This window comes from Winogradskyella arenosi, assembly GCF_003337305.1.
Classification (GTDB): Bacteria; Bacteroidota; Bacteroidia; order Flavobacteriales; family Flavobacteriaceae; genus Winogradskyella; species Winogradskyella arenosi.
In genome coordinates, this window is record NZ_QPJO01000003.1 from 538,013 (window position 1) to 557,692 (window position 19,680).

General features: G+C 36.6%; 11 protein-coding genes. 7 read left to right on the top strand and 4 right to left on the bottom strand.

Annotated features, from left to right (window positions below):
- Positions 1 to 11: 11 nt before the first annotated feature.
- On the bottom strand, positions 12 to 962 hold the full coding sequence (locus DFQ08_RS11475) for a GSCFA domain-containing protein (protein ID WP_114310151.1): 951 nt from the start codon (positions 960 to 962) through the stop codon (positions 12 to 14).
- A gap of 30 nt (positions 963 to 992) precedes the next feature.
- Positions 993 to 3,605 (bottom strand): alanine--tRNA ligase, encoded by a 2,613-nt coding sequence (gene alaS, locus DFQ08_RS11480; protein WP_114310152.1) that lies wholly within the window; start codon positions 3,603 to 3,605, stop codon positions 993 to 995.
- Between the two features lie 131 nt (positions 3,606 to 3,736).
- Between alaS and DFQ08_RS11485 the strand changes: the two genes are divergently transcribed.
- From DFQ08_RS11485 to DFQ08_RS11505, 5 genes are read left to right on the top strand one after another with little or no spacing between them, the layout of a single operon-like run.
- Entirely contained in the window at positions 3,737 to 4,708 is a 972-nt protein-coding gene (locus DFQ08_RS11485; protein WP_114310153.1) for a M23 family metallopeptidase, read from the top strand.
- Between the two features lies 1 nt (position 4,709).
- Positions 4,710 to 5,039: a MerR family transcriptional regulator gene (locus tag DFQ08_RS11490; protein WP_114310154.1), complete on the top strand. Its 330-nt coding sequence runs from the start codon at positions 4,710 to 4,712 to the stop codon at positions 5,037 to 5,039.
- 12 nt (positions 5,040 to 5,051) lie between these two features.
- Positions 5,052 to 5,648, top strand: a complete 597-nt coding sequence (locus DFQ08_RS11495; protein WP_114310155.1) for a LemA family protein — start codon at positions 5,052 to 5,054, stop codon at positions 5,646 to 5,648.
- Positions 5,649 to 5,659: 11 nt separating this feature from the next.
- Positions 5,660 to 6,097 carry a TPM domain-containing protein gene (locus DFQ08_RS11500; RefSeq protein WP_114310156.1) on the top strand — a complete coding sequence of 146 codons (438 nt, stop codon included), beginning with the start codon at positions 5,660 to 5,662 and terminating at the stop codon, positions 6,095 to 6,097.
- Positions 6,097 to 6,912 carry a TPM domain-containing protein gene (locus DFQ08_RS11505; RefSeq protein WP_114310157.1) on the top strand — a complete coding sequence of 272 codons (816 nt, stop codon included), beginning with the start codon at positions 6,097 to 6,099 and terminating at the stop codon, positions 6,910 to 6,912. The genes DFQ08_RS11500 and DFQ08_RS11505 overlap by 1 nt, the downstream gene beginning before the upstream one ends.
- Positions 6,913 to 7,104: 192 nt before the next feature.
- Here DFQ08_RS11505 and DFQ08_RS11510 read toward each other — a convergent pair whose 3' ends face one another.
- Both DFQ08_RS11510 and der read right to left on the bottom strand, forming a co-directional pair.
- Positions 7,105 to 9,885, bottom strand: coding sequence for an outer membrane beta-barrel protein (locus DFQ08_RS11510; protein WP_114310158.1), 2,781 nt, complete (start codon positions 9,883 to 9,885; stop codon positions 7,105 to 7,107).
- Positions 9,886 to 10,200: 315 nt separating this feature from the next.
- Positions 10,201 to 11,505: a ribosome biogenesis GTPase Der gene (gene der / locus DFQ08_RS11515; RefSeq protein WP_114310159.1), complete on the bottom strand. Its 1,305-nt coding sequence runs from the start codon at positions 11,503 to 11,505 to the stop codon at positions 10,201 to 10,203.
- 374 nt (positions 11,506 to 11,879) lie between these two features.
- Between der and DFQ08_RS11520 the strand changes: the two genes are divergently transcribed.
- Together DFQ08_RS11520 and DFQ08_RS11525 are read left to right on the top strand one after the other, a co-directional pair.
- Entirely contained in the window at positions 11,880 to 14,099 is a 2,220-nt protein-coding gene (locus DFQ08_RS11520; protein WP_114310160.1) for a muramidase family protein, read from the top strand.
- A 364-nt stretch (positions 14,100 to 14,463) separates the two neighbouring features.
- Positions 14,464 to 19,677: a gliding motility-associated C-terminal domain-containing protein gene (locus DFQ08_RS11525; protein ID WP_114310161.1), complete on the top strand. Its 5,214-nt coding sequence runs from the start codon at positions 14,464 to 14,466 to the stop codon at positions 19,675 to 19,677.
- The last annotated feature ends 3 nt before the right edge of the window (positions 19,678 to 19,680 follow it).

Sequence of the window (19,680 nt, forward strand, 5' to 3'; positions counted from 1 at the left end):
CGAGAAATACTTTAAAAAGAGAGCTTTGGAAATTTTTCTTGAAGCTTTTGAATCTTAGTCTCTAAATTCTGAATAAATTTTTGGTGCGCCTCAGACTCAGCATTAAAAGGTCTGTGCTGTAATCCCTTTTGAACGCTAGCAACAGTTTCGGCTGTTTTTATAGCCTCATCCGTTAGCCAAACGCTTTTAAATTTCTCCCAAATATAATCGACAGCAAGCGCATTAGGGTGAAGCAGATCCCTGCCGTAAAACCTGTAATCCCTTAATTCATCCATCATAATTTCAAAAGACGGAAAATAATACTGCTGCGCTCTAGGATCTACCACCTCATGGATGGCAGCAATTAAATGCGATTTACTCTGTGTATTCTCCACAAAACCATCTTTAATATGCCTTACCGGTGATACCGTAAAAATAAAAGAGACCTTAGGATTCACGCTTTTCGCCAAGCTCACTATAGCACTGAGCGACTCTGAGATTTGTGAAACCGGAAGTAGTTCTTTTAAAAATTGTTTTTGAGGAAGTTTATGGCAATTGGCCACCACAGCATCTGAAGCTATATGCCTATACACCCAACTTGTACCTAGGGTAATTACCACATGAGAAGAAGATCGTAGAGCTTTTTCCGTGGCATCAATTTGCGCGTTTAATTCCGCTAACAAATCCGCTTTGTGGGTTCTATTTAATTTGGAATGGGCATCTAAACAAAACCACTGCTCGTTATAAAATTGAACCTCATCTGCTTTATAATAGTCGAGATTAATGGCCCTAGAGATTAAGGTCTCAATTGCTAAAGGATGAAACAGGATCCCTAAAGGATTACTTAGCGATTCAAATTTATGATGCGCAAATTTATCTCCTATATTCTCAGAAAAACAAGACCCAAGCAACAACAGTTGAGAATGATAATCTATAAGATTATGTTGTTGCTTGGGTAATGGTATTGCTGTTTGTAATTTCATAATAGCTGCTGCACGCGTACAGAGAAAATATTAAAGGTATGCTTTAGCCGCTTCTAAAGCCGCTTCAATACCTTCTGGATTTTTACCACCTGCAGTAGCAAAAAATGGTTGTCCACCACCACCACCTTGGATGTGTTTTCCTAATGCTCTTACAATAGTTCCTGCATTTAAGTCGTGACTCGCCACTAAAGGTTTAGAAATATAACAGGATAAAATAGCTTTTCCATCCTTTTCAGCACCAAATAACAAAAATAAGTTGTCAAACTGACTTCCCAATTCAAAACAAACATCTTTAATTCCGGCTGCGTCTAAATCTAATTTCTTCGCTAAAAACTGCACCCCGTTAATATCGGTTAACTCATTTTTAAGTTCCCCTTTAATGTTCTTCGCTTTATCTTTTAAGAAGCCTTCAATTTGCTTCTTTAATTCCGCATTTTCATCTTGAAGATTTTCTAAAGCTTTAACCGGTTCTTTAACGTTGTTAAGCAAGGCTTTCATCTCTAAAAAAGAGGTGTTATTATCTGTAAAATACGATTTTACTGCTTTATTAGTGATCGCTTCAATACGTCTAATTCCTGCTGCTACAGCACCTTCGGAAATAATTTTAAAATGCCAAATATCGGCGGTATTCTTAACGTGAATACCTCCACATAATTCCATAGATTTTCCAAAACGAATGGTTCTTACCGTATCGCCATATTTTTCGCCAAATAAAGCTACAGCACCTTCTTCAATCGCTTTTTCCATAGGTACATTGCGTTGCTCTTCTAAAGGAAGCTTCCCTTCTATTCTAGCATTAACGAAGTCTTCAATATCTTGTAATTCTTCCGAAGTTACTTTAGAAAAATGAGAAAAATCAAAACGTAAAGCGTCTGGTTTTACCAAGGATCCTTTTTGCTCTACATGCGTACCTAAAACGGTTCTTAACGCTTGATGTAATAAATGCGTTGCCGAGTGATTACTTGATGATAAAGCGCGGTGTTCTTCATTCACCACAGCTTTAAAACTTTCATTAATATGTTCTGGTAAATTTTTAGTCAGATGAATAATAACGTTATTCTCCTTTTTAGTATCTAAAATATAAATGAGATCGCCATGAACATCTTGCAAGGTTCCTTTATCTCCAACTTGTCCACCGCCTTCAGCGTAAAATGGCGTTAAGTTAAAGACCAACTGATACATTTCACCATCTTTTTTAGAGGTTACTTTACGGTATCTGGTAATTTTCACATTAGCTTCTAAAGCATCGTAACCAATAAATTCTTCCACCTCATCTTCAACTAAAACAGTCCAATCTTCAGTCGATGTTTCACTCGCTGAACGCGATCTATTTTTTTGCTTTTCTAACTGTGCTTTAAACCCTTTTTCATCTAGCTTTAAATTCTTTTCAGATAAAATTAACGCCGTTAAATCAATAGGGAAACCGTAAGTATCATACAATTCAAAAGCTTTTTCACCAGAAACGGTATCGCCTTTAGTTTCTTCAACGACTTTTTGTAATAAAATCAGACCTTGATCTAAGGTTCTTAAGAAAGACGCCTCCTCTTCTTTAATTACATTTTCTATTAAGGTTTGTTGCGCTTTTAATTCTGGGAAAGCATCGCCCATCTTATTGCGTAGCACTTCTACCAAACGGTAAATAAACGGTTCTTTTTTATCTAAAAAGGTAAATCCGTAACGGATGGCACGACGTAAAATTCGTCTTATAACATAGCCCGCTCCGGTATTACTTGGTAATTGACCATCGGCAATAGAAAATGCGACAGCTCTAACATGATCAGAGATAACACGGATTGCAATATCTGTTTTATCCTCTTTCCCGTATTTTTTATCGGTAATGGTTTCAATTTCGCGAATAATCGGTGTAAACACATCGGTATCGTAATTAGACTGCACACCTTGCAATACCATACACAAACGTTCAAAGCCCATACCCGTATCGATATGCTTATGAGGTAAAGCTTCTAATGTACCATTGGCTCTTCGATTATACTGCATAAAGACCAAATTCCAAATCTCCACAACTTGAGGATGGTCCATATTCACTAAAGATTTCCCATCTACTTTTGCTTTTTCTTCTGCAGAACGGATATCAACATGGATTTCACTACAAGGTCCGCATGGCCCTTGGTCTCCCATTTCCCAGAAATTATCCTTTTTGTTGCCTTTTAGAATACGATCTTCAGAAATAAATTGCTTCCAAAGGTCATAAGCATCCGTATCCATATCTAAATTATCAGCATCATCACTCCCTTCAAACACCGTAACGTATAAGATATCTTTATCTATGCCATATACTTCGGTTAATAATTCCCAAGCCCAAGCAATGGCTTCTTTTCTAAAATAATCGCCAAAACTCCAATTCCCAAGCATTTCAAATAAGGTATGGTGATACGTATCGTAACCCACTTCTTCCAAATCATTATGCTTCCCAGAAACGCGTAAACATTTTTGAGAATCCGTAATTCTATTGCTTTTAGGTTCTGCATTCCCCAAAAAGTATTCTTTAAAAGGTGCCATACCAGCGTTAACAAACATTAAGGTGGGATCATCTTTTAAAACCATAGGTGCAGAGGGCACTATAAGATGCTGTTTTTCTTTAAAGAAATTTAAAAATTTAGAACGGATATCTTGAGACTTCATATATTGAAATTAGATCTTGTTTTTAATTAATTACCAAAAATGCAAAACTATTTTTTTATCTTTGGTCGTTAGGCAAATTAAGAAGCTTATGTACTACTCTTATTAGCTGCAAAAATAGCATAAATTCAAACATGGCTAAAGTAAAATATTATTATGATTCTGAAACGCTTTCTTATCGCAGAATAAAGCGAAAAAAAGCAACAACAATTAAATATGCAGGGGTCTTTTTAACCGCTGCAGCACTCTTTGGATTTCTATTTGTATTTATAGCAAGCCAATATATTGAATCGCCAAAAGAACGTCAATTAGCGCGCGAATTGCAGAATATGGAATTGCAATTTGAATTGATAAACAAGCGTATGGACGATGCTATTGCGGCCTTAGAAAATGTTGAAGAACGCGATAATGCGATTTATAGATTATATTTTGAAGCCAATCCTATCCCTACCGAACAGCGACGTGCTGGATTTGGCGGCATCAATAGATATAAGAAATACGAAGGTTATGACAACTCGCAACTTATAGCTGAAAGTAATAAACGTATGGACATCTTAGAGAAGGCTATTGTAGTGCAATCTAAATCTCTAGATGAAATTGCAAAATTAGCAGACCATAAGGAGAAATTTTTAGAAGCCATTCCCGCCATACAACCCATAAGTAACGAAAATTTAACCCGAATGGCATCGGGATACGGCTACCGAACAGATCCTTTTACAAAAGTTAGAAAGTTTCATTACGGTATGGATTTCACGGCGCCTCGTGGCACTCCTATTTATGCCTCAGGAAATGGCGTTATAAAACGTGCCGATAATAGATCTACAGGTTACGGAAACCATATTAGAATTGATCATGGCTACGGTTATGTTTCACTCTATGCACACTTATACAAATACAACGTAAAAGTCAATCAACGTGTAAAACGAGGCGATCTTATTGGTTTTGTAGGAAGCACAGGTCGTTCTGAAGCACCACACTTACATTACGAGGTGTTTAAAGATGGAGAACGTATTAACCCTATCAACTTCTACTACGGCAATTTATCTGCTGAAGAATATGACATTTTACTGAAAAAAGCATCCTTAGAAAACCAATCCCTAGATTAAGATGCATATAGATTTACCAGAAAAACGTTATTATGGTATTGGCGAAGTGGCTGAAGCTTTTAAAGTCAATTCGTCGCTCATTCGGTTTTGGGAAAAAGAATTTGATGTTTTAAAACCCAAAAAAAATGCGAAGGGCAATCGTAAATTTACACCTGAAGACATTAAAAATCTCAAGTTCATTTACCATTTGGTAAAAGAGAGAGGATTTACCTTAGAAGGCGCCAAAACTCACCTAAAGGAAGAGAAAAAATCAGCTTTAAATAAATTTGAAATTATTGAAAAGCTCGAAAGCATTAAAGCACAATTGAACAAAATAAAAACACAACTTTAAAACTTAACTATCATGAAAAAATGGCTAATTCCTGTTATCGTAATTGCACTTATTGCTTTTGCACTTTACAATTGGGCTGTTGGATTTAATAATACCGCAGTCACTTATGAAGCCGATGCAAAAACAGCATGGTCTAATGTAGAGAGTTCTTACCAACGAAGAAATGACCTTATTGGGAACCTTGTGAAAACTGTACAAGGTGCAGCCGATTTTGAAAGATCGACACTAACCGACGTCATAGAAGCTAGAGCTAAAGCAACGTCTACAAACATTGATGTTAGTAATATAACCCCAGAAAACATGGCTCAGTTTCAACAAGCCCAAAGTGGACTAAGTGGTGCGTTATCTAAGTTATTAGTTTCCGTAGAACGTTACCCTGAATTAAAGGCGAACCAGAACTTCTTAGAGCTTCAAAGCCAATTGGAAGGGACTGAAAACCGTATTAATGTTGCACGAGATCGTTATAATGAAAAGGTTAATATTTACGACATTCACATTTCTAAATTCCCAGGAACTATCTTAGCCGGTTGGTTTGGTTTTGAAGATATGCCAAGATATAATTCTGACCCAGGTAGTGAGAATGCCGTAGACGTTAACTTCGATTTTTAATCCTATAGTTTATGCCAAATATTGAGCAGTTCTTAACCGAAAAAGAAGAAGCCGAGATTGTTGAAGCCATCCGAATTGCGGAAGGAAAAACCTCTGGTGAAATTCGTGTACATATTGAACAGCAATGTGATATTGACACTTATGAACATGCTTTAGAAGTGTTCCATTTTCTAAAAATGGATAACACCCAACAGCGTAACGGGGTTCTTATTTATGTTGCTGTAGACAACAAGTCCTTTGTTATTTGTGGAGACCAAGGGATCAATAATAGTGTTGGTCCTAATTTTTGGAACAGCACCCGCGATAAAATTGCTGCACAATTTAAGTCTGGTCATTTTAAACAAGGCCTAATTGATGGGATTACCGAAGCTGGACAAGCATTGGCAACTTATTTTCCATGGGATCATAATGATAAAAACGAATTAGATAATTCAATTTCAAAAGGGTAATGTACAAACATAAACACATCACGTTTCAAATTTTATTTCTGCTAGTATTGGCTATGCCACTTTTAGGGATGGCACAGTATGAAATACCTGAAAAGCCAGAATTTCAAACGAGTGTTTACGATGAGGAGATTAAATTACTATCCCCTTCAGAAAAAAGTTATTTAGAAGACAAACTCATTCGTTATTCCGATTCTACATCCACACAAATTGTTATCGCTATTATTAGCTCTACCAATGGAGAATATATCAATTATTTAGGAGCTCAATGGGGTGAAAAATGGGGCATTGGACAAGCCGATAAGGATAATGGTATTTTTATTCTTTTAGCTAGAGACGACCGAAAAATAAATATTAGCACTGGTCTGGGTACCGAACATCTTCTCACCGATGCAATGAGTAAGCGTATTATTAATAACGATATCATTCCTTATTTTAAACGTAACGATTATTACGGCGGACTCAACCGTGCCACGGATGCTATTTTTGAAGTCATGACGGGTGAATACCAAGGCACCAGACAAACTAGCGACGACGGATCCCCTATAGGTTTTCTATTTTTTTTAGCCATTATTTTCATCATTTTTGTGATTACAATCTCAAAAAGTAATGGAGGAAATGGTGGTAGTGGTGGTCACCGTTCTGGATCTGGAGGCTTACTAGAAGCCATTATTTTAAGCAACTTAGGACGCGGAAGCTACTCTAAAGGCTCTTCAGGAGGTTTTGGTGGTTTCGGTGGCGGCAGTTCTGGTGGCGGCTTTGGCGGAGGCTTCGGTGGTGGTAGCTTTGGCGGTGGTGGTGCTTCTGGAGGTTGGTAAACCCCAACTGCTTACAGCTAACCTTGAAAATGCATAAACCATGTATTAACTTCAAATCCAAGAATACCATTAATCTGATTTTCGAAGGATAACCATAGCCCATTTTACATACCTATTCGTTGACCTAAGATTCTTAAACCACAACCAAAACACCTTTAAAGTGCTGTGCTTCTCTGTGCCTTTTGTGGACTATTAATCTAAGAAGATAACTCCACCATTATCTGTTTTACCTTTACTTCCTAAGCTATTAAATTTATAACTCAAGCTCAGCATAAAGTAACGTCTTAACACTGTACTTTGGCGATCTTCAATATAATCTTGTGTCGCTACACGGCGCGCATTAGTATTTTGGTCTAACAAATCATAAACCTTTAAAGTTATAACAGCTTTATCGTTAAAAATACTGTAAGCTAAGGTGGAATTCCAAAACCAAGCACTTCTTTGAAATCCTTCGGCAACATCGGGATTATAATTAAAACTGATATCGTTACGCCATTCTAAATTCTCAGGTAGAAATGTTGTTGTTTTTAAACCAAGATCATGATTCGTAAACGTTCTATCTTCAAAAGCCTCAATATCGTAAGCATTATTGGTAAAACTTAAGGTATAATAGGGTTTAAACTCTAAAACTTTATCCCAAATAAAATCGACACCTACACGTGGAGAAAAGGTATTTACATGACTTGCATACTTCACCCCATTATTAAAGTTAATGGTTTTAGACACCCCATAATTCCCTCTTAATCGTAGCTTTAGGGTTCTTAGCGTATCTAGCTTAAAGGCTTTACTATAGTTACCCGACACGTTGTAATTATAATTCCCATCTACATTTTCGTAGGTCGTAGTTCGTTTTAAGGTTTCGGCATCAACAAGGGTCTTACTCACCACATCATTCTTGGTCGCATACCCATAAAAATTCATATAAAACCCTGTTCGTTTTTGCCAATCGAACCCATTGTAACCCCCATAAAAACTATGCCTATTGGAAGGTTCTAAATTGGGATTTCCAATTATGGTTTCCAAAGGGTTAGACACATCGGTATACGCTTGGAGCTGACGTAATGCTGGCGGTGTATTTTCTAAACGATAATCGACATAAAAGGATGACTTTGGACTAAATCTATAGCTGATTCCGGAGTTAATTTCTATATTTTCAAATTGGCGTTCTACGTTAAACAGAGGGCGCAGCACATCTTCATTGGTTAATGTGCGTGAATTGTAAGACACATTAAATCGGGTCCACAGTTTATCGTGACTATAACTAAGTCCAATACTAGGAACACTTTGCTCATCGGCATACTTAAAATCAGTACTGAGTTCGGTGTTAAAGTCGGTAAATCCTAAAGTACTGCCATTATAATCATAAGTGCTTTCTGTATTGGCATCTTTATTAATATCATATTCATATTCAAAATTCAAGAACAATTTTTTAGCGAGTAAAGGCAAACGGTATGCCAGTTCTGCAGCAACACCATAACCTCTATTTTCGCCATCAGTATATTGATTTCTAAGAATAGATTCTGGAGTTTCACCATATACATTGGTATCTGAATTTAGAAAATCATCACTGTCTTCTTGATCTACAGAAGTCTCTAATTTTAAGGTTAGAAATGCTCCTTTATTCCCAAAGCGCTTGGCAGCCTCGATTTGATTTGAAAACGTATTTGCCGTTCGCTCTACATTGGAATTCACATTAGATTGGTTGGTTAACACCAAATCTTCATCTAAGGTTTCTTCAAAACTAGAAAATTGTGTTCGCGATTTTGATAAATTTATAGACGGTGAAATGGTCAACTGAAACGTGGAGTCGGTTTCTATTTCGAACTCTATATTTGCTGAATGGTTATCGATATCACTGTCGGATTTTGAATTGGAATTGGTAAAAAATCTCGAATCGGATAAAATCGTTTCACGCTGTGCTGCTGATTCGTTTTCTGAAACACTTGAGGCGTAAAAATAATCTGCAGAAACCCCTGTTTTCTCACCAATAACATCGGCATAATTAATCCCTGCATTTTGGGACGTCGTAATACCTTCTCCTCCACCGAAGGAACGTCCGCCAATAGAAAAAGAGCCGTTACTGTTAAAACTAACTCCACCTCCAGTACCAAACATTTTAGAAATTTCACCGAAACTAAATCCAGGCGAATTGGTATTATTACCTCCCACAAGGGCACTCACTCTTCTATCGTTATCAAAGACATTGACCATACCGGCAAATTCATAACGTTCATCCGTGCCGCCACCTGCAGACACACGTCCAAAAACACCTTTATTATTTTCTTCTTTAATGGTAAGGTTTATGGTTTTATTTTCCTTATCACCTTCTTCTCCCGTAAAAGCTTCCGATTTGGTTTTGGTATCTACAATCTGAATTTTTTCAATAATGTCCTTAGTAAGATTTTTTGTGGTTATAGTAGGATCGTCACCAAAGAACGGCTTCCCATTAACTAAAATTTTATTTACCGATTTACCATTAACCGTGATTTTCCCTTCTGCATCCACCTCAACACCTGGCAGCTGTTTTAATAAATCTTCGACATTGGCATCCTTCTTCGTTTTAAACGATTTTACATTAAATTCTAAGGTATCCTTTTTTATAGTAATTGGCGCTGTAGATTTTATAAGCACTTCACCCAACGCATTATCTAAAGGCATTGTTATAGTGCCTAGGTTGATCTTTTCTTTATTAATCGCCACTTTTTTAAAATAGGTACGATAGCCAACAAAAGACACATAGAGGTTTAAGTCCTTATCGTAAGTTGTGTTTTCAATTTTAAAAGCACCGTCCTTATCGGAAATGGTATAGGTTACAACCGAGCTATCTTTTACCCGTTCAATATAGACCGTTGCAGATTCTAAAGGGAGATTGGTATCTTCAGCTTTAAGGGCTCCTGTGATTTCGAATGATTTTTCTTGAGAGCAGATAGACGAGGTAAATAGGAAGGCGAAGACTAAAAACAGATTCTTCATATTGATTGATTGATTGATTGATTGATGATTTTACAACACAAGAACGCAATTAACCCTAAATACGATATAAATTATCTTAAAATTTTTATAAAATTATAATATCGCTTTTATTTTAACACCCTCTTTTTCAACTCTACAGAACTCATCAAAGAACCTAAACGCAGTAAATACAAGGTATACAACACTTCTATCTAAACTTAGGAACTTCATAAATTCCGATTAAAACTTCAAGCTTAATAAAACTCTAAAACAAAAAAATCCTCCTAAATACTATATTTAGAAGGATCATTATCGTATTGAATTTACGATATAAACTTATTTCTTTCTCATGTAAACACTAACCGGTACACCATTAAAATCGAACTCTTCACGTAATTTATTTTCTAAGAAACGCTTATAAGGCTCTTTGACATATTGTGGTAAATTACAGAAAAATGCAAATTGAGGTTGCGGTGTTGGCAATTGCATGATGTATTTAATTTTCACAAACTTCCCTTTATATGCTGGTGGTGGCATATGCTCTATAATAGGCAATAAGGTCTCGTTTAGTACACTAGTTTTAATACGCTTCGTTCGGTTTTTATAAACCTCAACCGCAGTTTCAATAGCTTTAAAAATACGTTGCTTATTAAGCACAGACATAAATACAATAGGCACATCTGTAAATGGTGCCATCTCTTGTCTAATATGCTGTTCAAATGCTTTTGCGGTTTTCGTATCTTTTTCAATAAGATCCCACTTATTCACCAAAATAACAATTCCTTTTCGGTTGCGTTCTGCTAACCAGAATATATTCTGAACCTGACCATCAAACCCACGGGTGGCATCTAAAACAACCAAACAGACATCACAATGCTCTATAGCTCTTACACTACGCATTACTGAGTAAAACTCTAAATCTTCCTTTACCTTAGATTTACGACGAATACCAGCGGTATCCACTAAATTAAATTCAAACCCAAAACGGTTATACTTGGTATCTATAGAATCTCTAGTGGTCCCTGCAATATCGGTAACGATATAACGATCTTCTCCAATTAAAGCATTGATAAAAGACGATTTTCCTGCATTAGGTCTTCCTACTACAGCAAAACGTGGCAATTCATCCTCTTCAACTTCTTCTTTCTCTGGTAAGGCTTCAACAACAGCATCTAATAAATCTCCTGTTCCACTACCGTTAATACTTGCAATGGTATAATATTCACCTAAACCTAAAGAATAAAATTCTACGGCATCTTCAGCACGTTTATTATTATCTACTTTATTAACAACTAAGAAAACAGGTTTATCAACTCTTCTTAATAATTTAGCGACATCTTCATCCATTCCTGTGACACCCGTCTCTACATCTACCATAAAAATAATGGCATCAGCTTCATCAATAGCAAGTTCTACTTGTTTATCAATTTCAGCTTCAAAAACATCATCACTTCCTACGACATATCCTCCCGTATCGATTAAAGAAAATTCTTTACCATTCCAATCGGTTTTACCATAATGACGATCTCTTGTAACACCACTCACGGCATCTACAATAGCCTCACGTCTTTTAATAAGACGGTTAAAAAATGTCGATTTCCCTACGTTAGGACGACCCACTACAGCGACAATATTGCTCATTGATTTTAATTTAAGTCTACAAAGATACTATATACTTGTGTCTTATGAGGCACTATTAAGGACTTTTCACTCTATAACGACAACAAAGAATGCAAAATTAAAAAATGTATTACATAATTTAAATCAAAAAATGTCAGCATTCTTTCGATAAGATGTCCTATTTTAGTTAAGTTGACTTTAATTTTTAGTAATTTTAACGCGAATGATGCCATACACCACAAAGCATTTCTATAGTGACCACAAAAAAAGTTTTACTCTTTAAAGAATAGTGCTGTTTTTTTTGTTCATTTATAATATGCTAAAAAATACATACTAAAAAAACCTTACCCTAACAGTATTTATTGTAGGGTTAGAATTAAAATTTTATATTTAAAATGAAGAGATTTTTACCCCTTGTCTTAACTTTAGCGCTAAGTTCAAACCTTATGTTAGCCCAAGAAAGCTATATTGAACATAAAGTAGAAAAAGACGAAACGATATATAAAATCTCAAGACATTATGGGGTGAGTGTCAATAGTATTTTAGCCTTAAATCCGGGATCTAAAGATAATATTTATGTTGGCAGCACCCTACGCATCCCTAATTCAGAACAGACGACAACGACCACGACTCCGATTATAACACAGGAAAAAGTACTAAACTACAAAGTACAACATGGCAACACCAAATTTAGTTTAGCTCGTCAATTTGGAATAAGTATTAATTACTTAGAGCAACAAAATCCACATATTAAACCTATGCTCCAAGCCGGACATATTATTAATATTGACAAATCTATCCCAGAACAAATCCCCCCACTGAAACCAGGAGAACATCGAGTAGCTAAAGATGAAACACTTTGGAGAATTGCTTATAACCATGGAATTAGCCTTGCACAATTAAAAGCCGCTAACACCCATCAGTTAACTGAACATTTAGAAATAGGACAAATTCTCACCATTCCCGAAAAAGATGCGAAATTTTCTATTCCTGGACAATACGTTGTAAAACACGGAGACACTAAATACAGTTTAGCTAAGCGATTTAATTTTTCTATTGCCGAACTTGAGAATAAAAATCCACATATAGTTCCAACCTTAATGGCAGGACAAACACTTAATGTTGATATTAACCACACAGTAACAACTAAAGTAAAAAACAACAATAATAACACGCTTAAACCCACAAAAGTTTCCGAAGCCGTTGTAGCAACAGAACAGCCGACAACAGTTACAGCTAATAAGCAAGAAACCACATCAGCCCCAAAAGACAGCCTATATAAAAATTACGTTATAGAACCGAAACAAACGCTTTATGGTTTATCTCAAATGGCTGGAATGACTATAGAGGAATTTACAGAACTTAACCCTAAATTGAAAACCTCATTTACCGTCGGTGATATTATAAAAATGCCTTTAAAATCATCAGGCGTATCTACAACGACTTCAGCCCTTTCTACAGCACCTAAAAATCAGAATACAACTCCGGTTGCAGTATCATCACCTACAAAAATCTCCCTTCCTTCAACGGCTAAAGGCACGTCTAATAACAAAGCCTTAATAGACAACCTCGTTACGGATAGCTCTAACGGTATTTATTTTTACACACCTTTTTCTAAAGATGAACTCAGTGCTCTTGACCAAAGACAAAAAATGTTAGAGAAAAATAAAGACTACCAAAAATATGTAGACTTTTTTCAAGGTGCACAAATCGCTATTGATTCTGCAAAAGCACTTAATCTAGACATTGAGATTTCATTACTTAAAAAGAATAGTGCTAAAAGAGATATTAATATTGAAAGTACTCACCAAAAGAACGCCCTCTTGGTTCCGTTTTTAGAAAGTGACAATTATTTTACCAGCATCACATCCAATCAAGAACTTTCACTGATTGGCATACAATCTAACTTAGGCCTTAATCCAAATATAAAGACCTATGAGTCCGTTCCTTCGAGCCTTATTCAGAAAACAAAAACCTTAAATTATTTAGCCCAACAGAACGCCAAAGTTATTGTCGTTAGCGATCTAAATGAAGCAACCAATAAAGATTTAATTTTAAAAATTATACCTGACGCTACTTTCTTAAAAGCTGATAGTACAGGTTTTTTTAATGCCAAAACCTTAGAAAAGGCCTTAGATAAAAAACAACTTAACTACATCATCTTTGATAGCAAGAAAACCATTGTCCTTTTAAATACAACTACAATCTTATTAGGACAATTATCAGACCACGACATAGAACTTGTTATGATTGAATCTGACTTATTAAGCAATCTAAACGAAGTTTCTGAAATGCGATATCGCATTTTAAAACTTATTTACCCAACCTCTTTTAGTGCCGAAAATGAAACCGCTGTAAAAGAATTTGAAAAACGATACCTAAACACTTTTGACACTAAGCCTACAGAACAAGCTATTTTAGGTTTTGATGTAACTTTAGATGTTCTACTGCGAATTGCTCAGAACACTTCATTTGAAAATACGATCAAGACTATAAATTCAACACAACCTCATCAAAAGTTTAATTATCAAAAACTCAAAGAAGGTTTTTATTCAAATACCGAGATTTATTTAATGCAATATAACTCAGATAAAGGGGTTAATATAATTGATTAATTTAGTCGAAAAGGACCGCTTAAATTCACTTTAGAAATTTTCAATAAAGTACTAAAGCACCCTAACACCTCCCCTTTATTTTGGTAAAAAAATCTATTAACTACATAAATTTTCGACGAGTAACACGTTAATTTTATCTTAAATTTATATAAACACCTAACAATAAGCTATTTACATAAAAATTAAAACTTTTAAAATGTTCTAAAACTGAAGGCCATTAATTTTGCTATCTATAAGCTATTTATATATATTTGTTTTTCCCTCAATCTTACAACTTAGCAAGATGAACATATAATATTTGAACTTGCTGTTCTTAATCCATGGCACCAATTTCAGAAAAAAGTAATTATTATAAATTTTTTTAATGAAGGCCGAAAAATACAGTTTTCAAAGTGATCCTCTAACACGGGTAGTATTTCTTCTTTTATTCATAGGAATAGGTCTCAGCAGTATCTATGCACAATGTCCTACTGTTGAAAACAACATTCAATCCTTCTGTGATGTAGAATCTTTACTTGTAGGAGATTTAGATGCTACAAATAATGGCGATGGTGTTGTTTGGTATAACAGTGCCACCTCAACAGTACCTTTATCTAATTCCGAAGGTTTAATTGATGGAGAAGATTATTATGCAGATAATAATTCAGGTACTTGTTCTTCAAGAGTTCGTGTCGATGTAAATATTTACGGACCGCCAATTGGAGATAATTTTCAAGGGGTTTGTTTAGATGACGCGACACTTGCTACCGTGAGTAGTTTAGAAGCCACCGGAAATGACGTACAATGGTACTTATCTCCTTACGGAGGTACGCCATTAAACGATTATGATATTTTAATGGACGATACCATTTATTATGCCGATCAAGCAAGTCCGGATGGCAGCTGCAGAACTTCAAGACTCTCTGTCTTGGTAAAAGTAGGTTTTACACCGATGCCAACAGGAGAAATGGTACAACAATTTTGTGCTACATCAACCTATACACCGACCCTCGCAGATTTAGTGGTCACTGGCAACAATAACTGGTATATTTCTTTATATTCAGCACTTCCATTACCCATTTCTACACCCCTAGTTAATGGACAAACTTATTACGCCACTACGGTAGATCCACCTTGTGAAAGTACAGGAAGATTGGCCGTATTAGCTATTATTGATGAAGCGCCTAATGCTGGAGAAGATAGCACCGTAGCGCTTTGTAATAATGACAATTCAACAATAAATTTATTCGACCAATTAGAAGGAAATCCAGACCCAGGTGGAACATGGTCTCCGGCTTTAAACAGTGGAAGTCATATTTATGATCCGAATATAGACGCCCCAGGAGATTATACGTACACCGTGAGTTCTAACAATACTTGTCCTGATGAACAAGCCACCGTCACAGTAACTACCATTCCGGCCCCAAACGCTGGAACAAGTGCTGAAATTGATATCTGTAGTAACAGTGAAGCCATCGACCTATTTTTAAATCTAGGTGGGAATCCTGAAGAAGGAGGCACATGGTTTCCTGAATTAGCAAGTGGCTCTGGACTATTTAATCCTGAAATCGATCTATCTGGTAATTATACTTATACCGTTAGTGGCGAAGCCCCTTGTAATAACGCTACAGCATCGATTAATGTAACCGTTTCGACTTATGAAAACGCCGGTGAAGATGGTGCTCTGGAGGTTTGTGATGATATAGGAATTGTCGATTTATTTAATAGTCTTGGTGGCACCCCTAGCCCAGGAGGAACCTGGACTCCTGCTTTAAACAGTGGCTCAAGTATTTTTGATCCTTTAATTGATCCTCCAGGAGTGTATACTTATGAAATAATAGGAAATTCACCGTGTCCTAATGAAACAGCTACCGTAACGGTAACCGTTAACCCACTACCTATTGCTGGTTCAGACAGCACACTTGAAATATGCAGTAATGATACTGCTATAGTAGATTTATTTGATAGTTTAGGTGGAAATCCAGACCCAAATGGAGTATGGAGCCCTATGCTTACAAGTGGGACTGGAGAATTTGACCCTAGTATTGACGCTTTTGGAACGTATACCTATACTGTAGAAGGCACCCCGCCGTGTTCAAATATAACGGCAGAAGTCAATGTAGTACTTGTACAAGAACCTGATGCGGGTTTAGATGCCATCATTGATATTTGTAGTAATAATGGGCCTTTAAATCTTTATGATCAACTTAATGGTTCGCCTCAACCAGGAGGAACTTGGTCGCCATCTTTAACAAGTGGTACAGATATCTACGATCCTTCAGTAGATACCAATACAACCTATACTTATACAGTTCCTGGTTCAGGACCTTGTGAAGCTACTTCTGCCACTATAAGCATCACTTCAACTCCTTATTTTACTGCTGGTACAGACGGTTCTGTTACAGCTTGTACTGCAGACGGTACGATAGATCTTTTTGATAGTCTTAACGGAACACCACAACCTGGAGGAACTTGGACCCCAACATTAGCAAGTGGCACCGGAATTTTTGATCCTTTGGTGGATGCAGAAGGGACCTACACCTATACGATTTCGGGCTCTGGACCTTGTTTAGATAATTCCGCAGAGGTAACGGTATCCGTAGTAGTATCTCCTGATGCGGGTGAAGATGGTGCTATTGTTTTATGTAGCCTTGTAAACACTATTGATTTATTTGACAGTTTAAATGGCAGTCCACAATCTGGAGGAACTTGGACGCCAACACTATCAAGTGGCTCAGGTACTTTTGATCCTAATTTGGATACTGATGGAGTTTACACTTATACTATTAGTTCTATCTGTGGTGATGCTACAGCGGTCGTTGATGTTACAACAATAGATGCTAACAATGCTGGAATGAATGGAATCTTGGAATTCTGTAGTACAGAAACCAACACCTTTGATTTATTTGAAAGTTTAACAGAATCTCCTGATTATGGTGGTATCTGGACACCAACACTTACAAGCGGAACAGGTATTTTTGATCCCACAGTAGACAGTCCTGGTGTCTATACTTATACCGTTTCTAATAGCGGTACACTTTGTCCAGATGATACTGCTACGGTTTTAGTATCTCTTCTTCCAAATCCTAATGCTGGTAATGATGGTACTTTAAATTTATGTAATTCAACAGAACCTCAAGATCTCTTCAATAGTCTTTCGGGAACCCCTGATACAGGTGGAACTTGGTCTCCTGCACTCAACAGTGGCACTGGAGTTTTTAATCCTAGTATTGATTCGGAAGGCATTTACACCTATACCATAAGTAATACCTGTGGTAGCAGTTCTGCCTCGGTTACGGTTTCATTATCCGGAACTAATGATGCAGGAACTAATGGAGAAATAGAACTTTGTAGTATGGATACTCCTATTAATTTATTTGATAGTTTAGGGGGAACACCTAATGTTGGAGGAACTTGGTCTCCTTCACTTGCAAGTGGCTCTGGCATTTTTGATCCTAGTCTTGATACCGCCGGAATTTATACGTATACGGTATCTAGTTCTAACACCACATGTCCAGAGGCTTCTGCCGAAGTTAACGTTTCTATATTACAAGCGCCAAACGCTGGAAGTGATGGTAGTTTAAACCTATGTAATTCAACTGAGCTTCAAGATCTCTTTAATAGCTTATCTGGAACTCCTGAAACTGGAGGAACCTGGTCTCCTGCTTTAGCAAGCGGAACAGGAATTTTTGATCCTAATACAGACCCTGAAGGTATTTATACCTATACTATAGGTAATTCTTGCGCCACAAGTACAGCGTCAGTTGCCGTTTCTTTATCAGGAACTAATGATGCAGGAAGTAATGGTAGTATTGAACTTTGTAACTCAGAATTGCCTGTAGATTTATTTGATAGCTTAGGAGGTACGCCAGACTTAGGAGGAACATGGTCTCCTACCCTAGCAAGTGGTACAGGTGTTTTTGATCCTAACGTAGATATTCCAGGAATTTATACCTACACCATATCAAGCGCTAATGCCTCTTGTCCGGATGCTACAGCCGAAATTAATGTCTCCGTGTTACAAGCCCCTAATGCTGGTGGTGATGGCACACTTAACTTATGTAACTCAACTGAAGTTTTAAATTTATTTTACATTCTCTCAGGAACGCCTGACACGGGAGGAACCTGGTCTCCTGCTTTAGCTAGCGGAACAGGTATTTTTGACCTCAATACTGATCCAGAAGGTGTCTATACCTACACTGTAAGTAATTCTTGTGGTACAAGCTCCGCATCCATTACAGTAAATTTATCTGAAACCAACGACGCAGGAACTGACGGAGAAATAGAACTTTGTAGTATGGATGCTCCTATTAATTTATTTGATAGTTTAGGAGGCACGCCAGATGAAGGAGGAATATGGTCGCCTGAGTTAACGAGTGGAACTGGAGTTTTTGATCCTAGCCTTGATCCCGCAGGAGTCTATACGTATACCGTATCGAATCCAAGTTCTTTCTGTCCATTAGCTTCTTCGGAAGTCACAGTAACCCTTATACAAGCTCCAAACGCTGGTGAAGATGCTATGCTTAATATATGTACAGGAGATACGACTTTAGTTGATTTATTTGATCACTTAGGAGGAACACCCGATGAAGGAGGTGTATGGTCACCTGCCTTAACAAGTGGAACAGGAGAATTTGACCCTAATATAGATAGCGCGGGCAGTTATACTTACACAACTACATCGTCTCAATGTAATCTTTCAAGTTCAGCAACAATTGCGGTTAGTATCGCAGAGGCTCCTGATGCTTCAGGCTTATCTTTAGATATAGATAATGACACCATATGCTATAATGTTGATGATGCCATTATATATATCGTTGGAGCCAACCAATTACCAGATGGCGATTACACTTTAGTTTATAAACTAAGTATTTCAAATAATTCTGTAAATACGGTAACAATAACAGTCACTGGAGGAAATGCAACATTTATTATTCCTCAAAGTTTATTTCCGGTTTCTGGTTTAACTCTAGTCACAATTTCAGAACTCTCTTATATAGGAACATCATGTAGTTCGATTGTTGATGATACCATTACATTAAAAATTTATTCTGAAGAATTACCAACACCACAACTAATTGATGATAGTATAGTGTATTGTGAAGAAGACAATCTTACTATTTCAGATTTGACAAATAATATTGTACATATTGAAGAGGCTGATAGCGTTCTTTGGTATGACGCTCCTACGGAAGGAACTGAACTTAGTAGCACAGATCTTTTAGAAGACGGAGGTATTTATTACGCTGTATACCTTTCACCAAATGGTTGTGAAAGCATAATAAGATTAGAAGTTCCTGTTAATTTTACTACTTGCGAACTCCTTCTTCTCATACCTGATGGTTTCTCTCCTAATGGAGATTCTATTAACCCTGTTTTTCACATTCTCAATTTGGATGTGTTATATCCAAAATTTAAACTCAGTATCTATAATAGATATGGTAACATTCTATATGAAGGCGATATAAACACTCCTAAATGGGACGGTACAGGTAGAAATAACAATGAAGTTCTTCCTGCTGGTGTTTATTTTTACCTCTTAGAATTTAATGATGGACAACGTGAGCCTAAACAAGGAAGGGTCTATTTAAATAGATAATTT

Bases quoted from the DNA above. Each gene is read 5' to 3' on its own strand.
- DFQ08_RS11490 (WP_114310154.1), top strand. From the start codon at position 4,710: ATGCATATAGATTTACCAGAAAAACGTTATTATGGTATTGGCGAAGTG.
- DFQ08_RS11485 (WP_114310153.1), top strand. From the start codon at position 3,737: ATGGCTAAAGTAAAATATTATTATGATTCTGAAACGCTTTCTTATCGC.
- DFQ08_RS11475 (WP_114310151.1), bottom strand. From the start codon at position 962: ATGAAATTACAAACAGCAATACCATTACCCAAGCAACAACATAATCTT.
- DFQ08_RS11525 (WP_114310161.1), top strand. From the start codon at position 14,464: ATGAAGGCCGAAAAATACAGTTTTCAAAGTGATCCTCTAACACGGGTA.
- der (WP_114310159.1), bottom strand. From the start codon at position 11,505: ATGAGCAATATTGTCGCTGTAGTGGGTCGTCCTAACGTAGGGAAATCG.
- DFQ08_RS11520 (WP_114310160.1), top strand. From the start codon at position 11,880: ATGAAGAGATTTTTACCCCTTGTCTTAACTTTAGCGCTAAGTTCAAAC.
- DFQ08_RS11495 (WP_114310155.1), top strand. From the start codon at position 5,052: ATGAAAAAATGGCTAATTCCTGTTATCGTAATTGCACTTATTGCTTTT.
- DFQ08_RS11505 (WP_114310157.1), top strand. From the start codon at position 6,097: ATGTACAAACATAAACACATCACGTTTCAAATTTTATTTCTGCTAGTA.
- DFQ08_RS11510 (WP_114310158.1), bottom strand. From the start codon at position 9,885: ATGAAGAATCTGTTTTTAGTCTTCGCCTTCCTATTTACCTCGTCTATC.
- DFQ08_RS11500 (WP_114310156.1), top strand. From the start codon at position 5,660: ATGCCAAATATTGAGCAGTTCTTAACCGAAAAAGAAGAAGCCGAGATT.
- alaS (WP_114310152.1), bottom strand. From the start codon at position 3,605: ATGAAGTCTCAAGATATCCGTTCTAAATTTTTAAATTTCTTTAAAGAA.